The organism is Jatrophihabitans sp., assembly GCF_046262535.1.
Lineage (GTDB): Bacteria > Actinomycetota > Actinomycetes > Mycobacteriales > Jatrophihabitantaceae > Jatrophihabitans.
Genome location: NZ_JBHEMO010000117.1, coordinates 1 through 10,644 on the forward strand (window position 1 = coordinate 1; position 10,644 = coordinate 10,644).

General features: G+C 69.7%; 12 protein-coding genes. 4 read left to right on the forward strand and 8 right to left on the reverse strand.

Going from position 1 to position 10,644, the window contains the following annotated elements:
- Window positions 1-213: 213 nt before the first annotated feature.
- The 3 genes from ABR571_RS15865 to ABR571_RS15875 all read right to left on the reverse strand — a co-directional run bounded on the left by ABR571_RS15865 (window position 214) and on the right by ABR571_RS15875 (window position 3,099).
- Window positions 214-999, reverse strand: coding sequence for an enoyl-CoA hydratase/isomerase family protein (locus ABR571_RS15865; protein ID WP_409454178.1), 786 nt, complete (start codon window positions 997-999; stop codon window positions 214-216).
- A 21-nt stretch (window positions 1,000-1,020) separates the two neighbouring features.
- Window positions 1,021-1,254, reverse strand: a complete 234-nt coding sequence (locus ABR571_RS15870; RefSeq protein WP_409454179.1) for a helix-turn-helix domain-containing protein — start codon at window positions 1,252-1,254, stop codon at window positions 1,021-1,023.
- 225 nt (window positions 1,255-1,479) lie between these two features.
- On the reverse strand, window positions 1,480-3,099 hold the full coding sequence (locus ABR571_RS15875; RefSeq protein ID WP_409454180.1) for an ABC-F family ATP-binding cassette domain-containing protein: 1,620 nt from the start codon (window positions 3,097-3,099) through the stop codon (window positions 1,480-1,482).
- A gap of 144 nt (window positions 3,100-3,243) precedes the next feature.
- On the opposite strand from ABR571_RS15875, the gene ABR571_RS15880 reads away from it, so the two are divergent.
- The 3 genes from ABR571_RS15880 (at window position 3,244) to ABR571_RS15890 (ending at window position 5,853) form a co-directional block, all read left to right on the forward strand.
- Window positions 3,244-4,518: an MDR family MFS transporter gene (locus ABR571_RS15880; RefSeq protein ID WP_409454181.1), complete on the forward strand. Its 1,275-nt coding sequence runs from the start codon at window positions 3,244-3,246 to the stop codon at window positions 4,516-4,518.
- Window positions 4,519-4,583: 65 nt separating this feature from the next.
- Window positions 4,584-5,510 (forward strand): neutral zinc metallopeptidase, encoded by a 927-nt coding sequence (locus ABR571_RS15885; protein WP_409454182.1) that lies wholly within the window; start codon window positions 4,584-4,586, stop codon window positions 5,508-5,510.
- 88 nt (window positions 5,511-5,598) lie between these two features.
- On the forward strand, window positions 5,599-5,853 hold the full coding sequence (locus ABR571_RS15890) for a hypothetical protein (protein ID WP_409454183.1): 255 nt from the start codon (window positions 5,599-5,601) through the stop codon (window positions 5,851-5,853).
- A gap of 52 nt (window positions 5,854-5,905) precedes the next feature.
- On the opposite strand, the gene ABR571_RS15895 is transcribed toward ABR571_RS15890, so the two are convergent.
- A complete protein-coding gene (locus ABR571_RS15895; RefSeq protein ID WP_409454184.1) occupies window positions 5,906-6,877 on the reverse strand; it encodes a GlxA family transcriptional regulator in 972 nt (323 codons plus the stop codon).
- Window positions 6,878-6,948: 71 nt separating this feature from the next.
- On the opposite strand from ABR571_RS15895, the gene ABR571_RS15900 reads away from it, so the two are divergent.
- Window positions 6,949-8,331 (forward strand): MFS transporter, encoded by a 1,383-nt coding sequence (locus ABR571_RS15900; protein WP_409454185.1) that lies wholly within the window; start codon window positions 6,949-6,951, stop codon window positions 8,329-8,331.
- Here the strand turns inward: ABR571_RS15900 and ABR571_RS15905 are convergent.
- Genes ABR571_RS15905 through ABR571_RS15920 form a run of 4 tightly spaced genes read right to left on the reverse strand, consistent with a single transcriptional unit; the run spans window position 8,260 to window position 10,644 of the window.
- The gene (locus tag ABR571_RS15905) at window positions 8,260-8,565 is read right to left on the reverse strand and encodes a DUF3817 domain-containing protein (protein WP_409454186.1); all 306 of its coding nucleotides are present in this window, start codon (window positions 8,563-8,565) and stop codon (window positions 8,260-8,262) included. The two genes, ABR571_RS15900 and ABR571_RS15905, sit on opposite strands and share 72 nt — an antisense overlap.
- Window positions 8,566-8,579: 14 nt before the next feature.
- Window positions 8,580-8,933, reverse strand: coding sequence for a metal-sulfur cluster assembly factor (locus tag ABR571_RS15910; RefSeq protein ID WP_409454187.1), 354 nt, complete (start codon window positions 8,931-8,933; stop codon window positions 8,580-8,582).
- Window positions 8,930-9,382: a Fe-S cluster assembly sulfur transfer protein SufU gene (sufU, locus tag ABR571_RS15915; protein ID WP_409454189.1), complete on the reverse strand. Its 453-nt coding sequence runs from the start codon at window positions 9,380-9,382 to the stop codon at window positions 8,930-8,932. Before sufU ends, ABR571_RS15910 begins: the two co-directional genes overlap by 4 nt.
- Window positions 9,383-9,384: 2 nt before the next feature.
- Window positions 9,385-10,644, reverse strand: coding sequence for a cysteine desulfurase (locus tag ABR571_RS15920; RefSeq protein ID WP_409454188.1), 1,260 nt, complete (start codon window positions 10,642-10,644; stop codon window positions 9,385-9,387).

Sequence of the window (10,644 nt, forward strand, 5' to 3'; positions counted from 1 at the left end):
CAGACGAGCTCGATCAACCTCTCCCTGACCTCCACGGCGGTCGGCACACCTCGCCGTCCATAACCGCGAAGTCGTGTGCATGTACGAACAGCCATCCAAACGCTCCCTCACAGAGCGTTGCTTCGACCGTATGACTCCACCCCCCACCCAGAAACCCCGCTACAACCACCTCCACAACCTCCAGCCCCCGCCTTCGCCGGCGGGGCGATCGCGTCAGGCTTCGGACTCGAGGCCGGCGAGCGCGCGCAGGCGACGGTACTGCGCCGCTCGCTCGGCGGCCTGCTGCTCGTCCTGCGTACGTCCGTGCGCGCGCTGGAGCAGTGCCTTGGTCTCGGCCGCGGCGTCGCGATCGACGGCGAGCAGCGCCTTGACGGTCTGCTCGACGGCCGCGTCCAGCCCCTCGTGGGGCACGACGCGCGACGCGAGCCCGATGCGCAACGATTCCTCCGCACCGACTCGACGCCCGGTCAGGCAGATGTCGGCGGCGATGGAGTACCCGACCAGGTCGACGAGTCGCTTCGTACCGCCGAGGTCGGGCACGATGCCGAGTGCCGGCTCGGCCATGGTGAACTGCGCGTCCTCGGCAACGATGCGGATATCGGTACCGAGCGCGAGCTGGAAACCCCCGCCGATCGCATGCCCGTGCACGGCGGCGATGCTCACCACATCCGGACGCGAGCTCCAGTCGAAGGCCTGCTGCCACTGGGCGATGCGCGCAGTCGCCTCGGCCTCGGGCAGACGGGGCAGCGCCAGGATTCCGTCGGCCGCGTCGGCGGTGAACAGCGTCCGGTCGAGACCGGCCGAGAAGGCGCGTCCCTCGCCCCGCAGCACCACGACGCGGACGGTCGCCGGCAGCTCGCGACGGATGGCGACGAGCGCCTCCCACATCGTCGGCGACTGGCAGTTGAGCCGGTCCGGGCGGTTCAGGACGATCGTCGCGGCCTCATTACGAAGATCGACCCGGAGGCCAGCCTCCGGGTCGATCTCGAGTGACGTCACGGACGCCAGGTTACCGACGCGCTACTTCGCGCGCGCCTTGCCCTTCGCCGCGGCCTTGCCGCGCGTCGCGCCGCCGCGCCCACGCAGCGTGGTGCCCGACTCCGACAGCACCCGGTGCACGAAGCCGTAGGAGCGGCCGTGCACGTCGGCGAGTTCGCGAATGCTCTTGCCCTTGTCGTAGGCCTTCTTCAGCTCGCTCGCCAGCTTGTTCCGGTCCGCGCCGGTGATGCGCGCGCCCTTCTTGAGTACGGCCATTTGTCTTCCCCTCCACGGTGCCGACGAGTCCAGGTGATTCGTCGTGCGGGACTCGCGTTTTCGAACTCCGCCGTTTTGATAGCAGCACCAATATGGCCCCGCAAGATCGACTCGACGCGCATACGTCGGGTGCCGCGCGCTTCGGAACCAAACGGCCGGTACGCCCCAAGCCACCCGGCTAAATCGTGCCAGTGAGCGGTGTCACTCCCTGACCGATATGCCCGATCAGGCGAGCGAGATCAAGTCGGCTAGATCGGGGCTCCAGTTGTCCTCGATCCCGTCCGGAAGCAAGATCACCTTCTCCGGTGTCAGCGCCTCGACCGCACCTTCGTCGTGGGTGACCAGGACGATGGCCCCGGCGAAGGTGCGCAGCGCGTCGAGCACCTGAGCGCGGCTCACCGGGTCGAGGTTGTTGGTGGGCTCGTCGAGCAGCAACACGTTGGCGGCGCCGGTCACGAGCATCGCGAGGGCCAACCGGGTCTTCTCGCCACCGGACAGGACGCCCGCCGGCTTCTCGACGTCGTCGCCGGTGAACAGGAACGCGCCGAGGATCTTGCGCAGCTCGGTGTCGTTCAGGTCAGCGCGTCCCACGCTCGAGGCGGCCGTGCGCATGTTCTCTAGCACCGTGCGGTCGTGGTCCAGGGTCTCGTGTTCCTGCGCGTAGTAACCGAGGCGCAGCCCGTGTCCCGGAACCACCTCGCCGGTGTCAGGCGTCTCCACTCCGGAGAGCAGCCGCAGCAGCGTGGTCTTGCCCGCGCCGTTGAGGCCCAGCACGACCACGCGGGCGCCGCGGTCGACGGCAAGGTCGACGTCGGTGAAGACCTCGAGCGATCCGTAGGACTTGGACAGCCCTCCCGCGGTGAGCGGAGTGCGGCCGCACGGTGCCGGCGCGGGGAATCGCAGGCGTGCGACCTTGTCGTGCACCCGCACCTCGGCCAGGCCCGCCGCGAGCGCTGCGGCCCGCCGATCCATCTGGTGGGCGGCCCGCGCCTTCGTGGCCTTGGCCCGCATCTTGTCGGCCTGGCTCTTGAGGGAGTCGATCTTGCGTTCGGCGTTCGCCCGCTCGCGGTGCCGACGCTTCTCGTCGGCCTCGCGCTGCTGCAGATACGTCTTCCACCCGACGTTGTAGACGTCGACCGCGGCCCGGTTGGCGTCGAGGTACCAGACCTTGTTCACGACGGCGTCGAGCAACCCGACGTCGTGGCTTATCAGCACGAGCCCGCCGTTGTGCTGGCGTAGGAAATCGCGCAGCCACACGATCGAGTCCGCGTCCAGATGGTTGGTCGGCTCGTCGAGCAGGAGCGTCGTCGGCTCGGCACCGGAGTCGGCGAACAGGATGCGGGCGAGTTCCACGCGCCGGCGCTGGCCGCCGGACAGCGTGGCCAGCGGTTGGGCGAGGACGCGATCGGGCAACCCGAGGTTGGCGCAGATCCGGGCCGCCTCGCTCTCGGCGGCGTATCCCCCGAGGGCGGTGAACCGCTCCTCGAGGCTGCCGTAGCGGCGCAACAGCGGCTCGTCGTGCGGGCGCTCGGCCAGTTCGATCTGGGCCTTGGCGATGTCGGTGACGAGGGTGTCGAGCCCTCGGGCGGACAGGACGCGGTCGCGGGCCAGGACCTCGAGGTCACCGGTGCGCGGATCCTGCGGCAGGTAGCCGACCGGGCCGCTGCGATCGATGCGCCCGGCGTGCGGCAGGGTCTCGCCGGCGAGCGCCCGAAGGCTGGTGGTCTTGCCCGCGCCGTTGCGCCCGACCAGCCCGATCCGGTCGCCCGGCTGGACGCGCAGCGTGGTGGGTTCGAGCAGGATGCGCGCGCCCGCGCGCAGTTCGAGTTCGGTTGCGGTGATCATCTAGAAACTCCCGGAAGTGGACATGGCTGTGGTGTCGGAGCCGGCCATGTCACCTCTCAGTTCGCACCACGGCACCAACGGTACCGGTTCTGCGCAGTCGAAAATGACCGGACCGGATCGGCCGTTCGTGGTTGATTGGCCGGAATGGACGAGCAACCCGTCGTCACGAGCACACCGGCCGACGACAGCCCACCCGTCGCGCCGCCCTCGCGCTGGCGGTTGTTCATGGATCGCCGCGCGGGTGGTCTGCCCGGTCCGTTCTGGTGGCTTTGGCTCGGCACGCTGGTGAACCGGGCCGGCACGTTCATCCAGCCCTTCTTCGTGCTCTATCTCACCGGGCCGCGCGGCGTCTCCGTCCGCACCGCCGGCGTCGTCCTCACCTTGTGGGGCGTCGGCTCGCTGCTCTCCCAGCCGCTCGGGGGCTTCCTCACCGACCGGTTCGGCCGCCGGCCCACGCTCGCCGCAAGTCTGGCGGCAACGGCGGCCGCCCTCGCCGCGCTCGGTGTGGTCCGTGGCCTGCCGGCGATAGCGGCATTGGGTTTCGCGGTCGGGACGGTCGGTGACATGTACCGGCCGGCGGCGACGGCGGCCATCGCCGACCTGGTCGAGGCGAACAACCGGGAGCGGGCGTACGCGCTCCAGTTCTGGGCGATCAACCTCGGTTTCTCCGTCGCTTCGGTCGCGGCCGGCGTCCTGCTGCACCTCGGTTTCGGCACGCTCTTCGTCATCGACGCGGCCACCACGCTGTCCTTCGGCATGCTGGCCCTGCGATTCGTGCCGGAGACCCGCCCCGATGCGGCACCCGACCAGCAGTCGGCCCGGCTCGCCGACCCGTTGCGGGTTCTGCGCGCGGACCGGCTGCTGCTGGCCGCGACCGGCCTCATGCTCGTCTACGCCGTGTTGTACGGCCAGGTCACCGTGGTCCTGCCGCTGGCCATCACGCACAGCGGGCTGTCGGCGTCGGTGTTCGGCTACGTCGTCGCCGTCAACGGCGTCCTCATCGTCGTCCTCCAGCCACTGGCCATCGGACGGCTCGAACGCGTACCCCGCCGGACGACCTTGCCCGCCGGGCTCGCGCTCGTCGGGGTCGGGCTGGGCGCCACCACGTTCTGTGATTCGCCGTGGCAGTTCGGCGCCTCCGTCGTCGTGTGGACGGTGGGCGAGATCGCAATCAGCGGTTCCTTCCAAGCTACCATCGCCGCCCTCGCGCCGGAGCACATGCGCGGCCGGTACGCCGGCGCGCTCGGCCTCGCCTGGGGTGCCTCCGGACTGATCGCGCCACTGGTGGGCACGACGCTCTACTCCGTCTCGCCGACGTTGACGTCGGCCTGTTTCCTGGCCGCCGGACTGCTCGCCGCCGCCGGCCAATACCGCCTGCTCGGCGGCATCGACCGGCGTCAGACCGCCCAGGGGCGTTAGCGGCAGGTGACAGGGCGGGCAGGATCGGTGCCGACAACGACATCCGCGATTGGGGTTGCCCCGGCATGGACTACAACGACGACGCCCAACTCGACACGTCCGGAGTGCAGGACGCCCGAGGCGGCGGCGGCGGCTTCGGCGGCCGCGGCGTGGCCTTCGGCGGTGGTGGGCTCGGCGTCGTCGGCCTGGTCGCCTACCTCCTGATCTCCTACCTGGGCGGCGGGGGTGGCGGCGCTGCGACGAGCGTCCTCGGTCAGTTGGGTCAGAACGGTCAGCCGGCGACCGTGGACAACAGCTCCATCAAATCCGAGTGCAAGACCGGGGCCGACGCCGACGCCAAGCTCGAGTGCGCCGTGGTGGCCGACATCGACTCGATCCAGGACTACTGGACGAGAGAACTGCCCGCAGTGGGGCAGACCTACGAGCCGGTGCCGACCGTGTGGTTCACCGGTCAGGTCACGACGGGCTGCGGCTCGGCCGACAGCGGCGCGGGCCCGTTCTACTGCCCGGCCGACAAGCGGGTCTACATCGACCTGTCCTTCTACAACGACATCGAGAGCCAGTTCAAGGCCGCCGGCGGCAAGTTCGTCGACGCGTACGTCCTGGCCCATGAGTACGGCCATCACGTCCAGGACCTGCTCGGCATCGAGAACAAGGTCCGCAGCCGGCAGGGCGCGACGTCGGATTCCGTCCGCCTCGAATTGCAGGCCGACTGCTTCGCCGGCGTGTGGGCCAAGCACGCGACCGAGCCCGGGCCGAACGGCGAACCGGCCATCGTGTCGTCCATCGACGAACAGGACTTCACCAATGCGCTGCAGGTCGCGGGGCACATCGGCGACGACTGGATCCAGAAGAACCTGGGCAACGGGCAGGTCAACCAGAAATCCTTCACCCACGGCAGCGGCGCGCAGCGCGAGAAGTGGCTGCGCACGGGCTACCGCACCGGTGACCCGAAGCAGTGCGACACATTCTCGGCCGCCGACCTGGGCTGAGCCATGATGCAATTGTGGCCATGGCGGTCTTCGAGTACATCCGCGTCTATGCCGACGACGAGGGCGAGTCACATTCGAGGACGTACGGGTGCCGATGAACCGCGTCGACTTCGCTCCCCCAGCGGCGCCTCTGGACGTGGCCGGTCTCGGTCCGGCCGAATCGATGGCCGTGAACAGCAGCGACGCGGCCTGGCAGGGCGCCGCGTTCCATCCCCCTCCGGCCCGGCAGTTCCTGGTGATCCTGGACGGCCACGGCGCGGTGACCGCATCAGACGGCGAGCGGCGCAGCGGCGGCCCCGGCATGCGATTCCTGCTCGAGGACGCGACCGGCAAGGGCGCGTGACGGCGCTGCTGATCCGAGTCCCTCAGGACGTCCGCCCCTGAGCGGGAGCGAATCAGGCGCCGCGGTAGGTGCGCCGGTAGGCGAGCGGCGCTACGCCGATGGCCGCGCGCAGGTGTTGCCGCAGGCTCGCCCCGCTGCCCAACCCGGAACGCCGGGCCACCTCTTCGACGGGGAGGTCGGTCGATTCGAGCAGGTGCCGTGCGGCATCGACCCGGCGCTCGATCAGCCAGGCGCCGGGTGAGCGACCGGTCTCTTCGCGGAAGCGCCGGTTGAACGTGCGCACACTCATCCGCGCCTCGCCGGCGAGCCGGGCCACGTCCAGTGGCTGATCGAGGTTGGCCATAGCCCACTGGCGGGCGAAGGCCGTCCCGTCGTCGGCGGCCGGCGGGACCGGCCGTTCGATGAACTGGGCCTGTCCGCCGTCGCGCCACGGCGCGACCACGTTGTACCGCGCCGTGCGGGTCGCCGCGGCCACGCCGAAGTCGCGCCGGATCAGGTGCAGGCACAGATCGACTCCCGCGGCCAGGCCGGCCGAGGTGAGGACGTCCCCGTCGTCGACGAAGAGCCGGTCCTCGTCCAGCCGCACGTCGGGATACAGCCGGCGCAACGATTCGGCGTGGGCCCAATGGGTCGTGGCCGGTCGGCCGTCCAGCACCCCGGCCGCGGCGAGGACGAACGCGCCGGTGCAGATCGAGACGAGCCGGGCGCCGGGCCGGATCGAGTCGAACGCCGCCCGGACGTCGGCCGGCAGGGTCCCGTCGGCCCGCGGTCCGGTCAGCCGGGTGCCGGGGACGATGACCGTGTCGGCTGTGCGCAGGGCGCTCACGTCCGATCGAGGCACGATCGCGTAACCCGATGGGGTGGGGACGGGATCGCGCGTGAGCCCGACCAGCTGCACGTCGTAGAGCGGGCGGTCGTCGTCGTCGGTCGCCGAGCCCAGGAGCTGCACCGGAATCGTCGCGTCGTAGCCGATGACCGGTGCCAGCAGCAGGACGGCGACCCGGTGCGGGCTGGACGGACGCATGGCAGGATTCTTGCACGTATTGGCGTTCCTGCCACTGGATAAGACGTGGCACCCTCCAGGAGGATGAGCCGGTGAGCGTCCCCGACATCGCGCCGACGGTTCCGGCAGGCGGATCGACGGGTCCCGCGCGCCTGCACCCCGCCTGGATCGTCGCCGCCATCACGTTCGTCACGATTCTCGGCGCGGGCGCCTTCCGTTCCGTCCCCGGTGTGCTGATGGACCCGCTGCACAAAAACTTCGGGTGGTCGCACGCCACCATCGGCGCCGCGATGTCGATCAACCTCACCCTCTTCGGGCTGATGTCGCCGTTCGCCGCCGCCCTGATGGACCGATTCGGGATCCGGCCGGTCGTCTGTTCCGCCCTGCTGCTCGTGTCGGCGGGCAGCGGCCTGACGATCTTCATGACGCAGAGCTGGCAACTGCTGCTGTTCTGGGGGGGGTTCGTCGGCGTCGGCACCGGGTCGATGTCGATGGCCTTCGTGGCGACGGTCTCCACCCGCTGGTTCGTCCAGCGGCGGGGCCTGGTCACGGGAGTGCTGACCGCGGCGAACGCGACCGGCCAGCTGATCTTCCTACCGCTCGTGGCGACGGTGACGAAGCATTCCGGCTGGCGGACGGCCGCTCTCGTCGTCGCCGTCGTCGCGCTGACCGTCGTCCCGCTGGTGTTCTTCTTCTTGCGCAACCACCCACACGACCTGGGCCTACGGGCCTACGGCGCCACCGATGACGATCCCGGCCCTCCGCCCAGTGCCCGCGTCGGCGGCAGCGCGGCAGCCGCCGTCAACGCCCTGTTCGCCGCCGCCCGCACCCGGGTCTTCTGGCTGCTCGCCGGCAGTTTCGCGATCTGCGGTGCATCCACCAACGGGCTGATCGGCACTCACTTCATCCCCGCTGCTCAGGATCACGGCATGCCGGCGACGACCGCCGCCGGGCTGCTGGCCCTGGTCGGCGTGTTCGACATCGCGGGCACGGTTGCGTCGGGGTGGCTCACCGACCGCTACGACCCGCGACTGCTGCTGGTCGTCTATTACCTCGGACGCGGGCTCTCACTGATGGCCCTGCCCTCTCTGCTGTCCCCGAATACCAGCCCCAGCACGTGGGTCTTCATCCTCTTCTACGGCCTGGACTGGGTGGCCACCGTGCCGCCGACCGTCGCCCTGTGTCGCCGACACTTCGGGGCCACCGCGCCGATCGTTTTCGGCTGGGTCTTCGCCGCGCACCAGCTCGGCGCCGCGCTGGCGGCATCCGGCGCCGGCATGATCCGCGACCGCAACGGGAGCTACGACCTGGCGTTCTACTGCGCGGCGGCCCTGTGCGCGATCGCGGTCGGCTTGTCCGCGGCGGTCGGCAGTCAGCGCGCCGTATCGACGGAGCCGGCCGGCTCAGCGCAGGTCGGCGCGGCGGGCGGCGAGGAACCCGCCACCGGGAAGGATCGAGTCAGCCAGCACGATTAGCGTCGTGCGGCCGTCCCAGTCGAGCCGGCGCCGGACCTCGAGCGTGAGCCCGACGTAGATCAGGAACAGCACGCCGTGGATCGGACCCATGATCTGCACACCCAACTGCTTGTGCGGGTCGGTGCTGTACTTGACGACGGTCGCGACGATCAAAGCCAGCCACGAGACCGCTTCCACCATCGCGACCAGTCGCAAGGCGCGCGCGGTGGGCGGTGCGCTGACCGCTGAACTCATGGAGGCGCTCCCGCTCAGACGTTGAAGCCGAGGGCGCGCAGCTGCTCGCGGCCGTCGTCGGTGATCTTGTCCGGGCCCCATGGGGGCATCCAGACCCAGTTGATCTTCAACTCGCTGGCGAGCGGCTTGGGACCGCCGGTGAGGGCCGAGTTCGCCTGGTCCTCGATGACGTCGGTCAGCGGGCAGGCGGCCGAGGTCAGGGTCATGTCGATGGTGATGACGTTCCCGTCGGCGCCCGGGTCGACGCGTACGTCGTAGAGCAGGCCGAGGTCGACCACGTTGATGCCGAGTTCGGGGTCGACGACGTCGCGCATGGCCTCGTCGATCTCGTCGCGGGACGGAACGGTGGTGGTGTCGCTTGACGTCATGACTGCTCCCCTTCTGCGTCGGCGACTGCGCTCTTCATCGCCATCCAGCCCAGCAGCGCACACTTCACTCGCGCCGGGTACTTCGAAACGCCCTCGAACGCGACTGCGTCCTCGAGCAGTTCCTCGTCGGCGTCGGTGATCTCGGCCGTGCCGCGCGACTGCATCAACTCGAGGAACTTCTGCTGCAGCTCGAGGGCATTGCTGATCGGCTTGCCGACCACCAGATCGCTCATCACCGACGTGGACGCCTGGCTGATCGAGCAGCCCTCGCCCTCCCAGCCGAGCTCGGCGATCGTGCCGTCGGTGACCCGCACACGCAGGGTGACCTCGTCGCCGCAGGTCGGGTTGACGTGGTGCACCTCGGCGTCGAAGTTCTCGGGCAGGCCGCGGTGCTGCGGGTTCTTGTAGTGATCGAGAATGATCTGTTGGTACATGGAATCCATCGACATCGTCATCTGCTGAACATCTCCTTCACCTGCTGAACACCGCGGACGAGCGCATCGATCTCATCGGTGGTGGTGTAGATGCCGAAGGACGCCCGGGTGGTGGCGGCCACGCCGTAGCGGACGCAGACCGGGCGGGCGCAGTGGTGCCCGGCGCGGACGGCGATGCCGTGCTCGTCCAGCAGCTGCGCGACGTCGTGCGGGTGGATGCCCGGCAGGGTGAACGCGATCGTGGCGCCGCGATCGACCGCCGTGGGCGGGCCGATGATGCGCAATCCCTCGACGGCGGCCAGGCTCGGCAGGGCGTACTCGACGAGCTCGTGCTCGTGCGCGGCCACGTTGTCCATGCCGAGGGCGGTCAGGTAGTCGACGGCCGCGCCGAGGCCGACCGCCTCGGCGATCATGGGCGTGCCGGCCTCGAAGCGGTGCGGCGGCGGGGCGTAGGTGGTGCCGGTCAGGTCGACGGTCTCGATCATCTCGCCGCCACCGAGGAACGGCGGCAGTTCGGCGAGCACGTCGTAGCGGCCCCAGAGGACGCCCACGCCGGTCGGGCCGTACATCTTGTGTCCGGTGAACGCGACGAAGTCGGCGCCGAGTGCCTGCACGTCCAGCGGCAGGTGCGGGGCCGACTGCGAGGCGTCGATGACGGTCAGCGCGCCGACGGACTTGGCGCGAGCCACGATCCGTTGCACCGGGTTGACCGTGCCGAGCGCGTTCGACTGGTGGACGAAGGCGACGATCTTCGTGCGCTCGTTGATGACCTCGTCGATCGACGACTCGACCAGGCGGCCGTCGTCGTCGATCGGGAGCCAGCGGAACGTCGCGCCGGTGCGCTGTGCGAGCAACTGCCACGGCACGATGTTGCTGTGGTGCTCCATCTCGGTGACCACGATCTCGTCCTCGGGGCCGATGCGGAACCGGTCGGCGCCGGGGAACGTCGTCGCGTTGGAGATCGAGTAGGCGACGAGGTTCAGCGCCTCCGAGGAGTTCTTGGTGAAGACGATTTCGTCGCGGTTCGGCGCGTTGACGAACGCGGCCACCTTGTCCCGCGCGTTCTCGAACGCGGTGGTGGCCTCGGAGCCAAGCGTGTGCACGGCCCGGGCGACGTTGGCGTTGTGCCGCGCGTAGAACTCGGTGATCGTGTCGAGCACGACCTGCGGCTTCTGCGAGGTGTTGGCACTGTCGAGGTACACCAACGGCACCCCGTGCACCTCGCGCGCAAGGATCGGGAAGTCCTTGCGGATCGCCTCGACGTCCAGGCCGGTCAT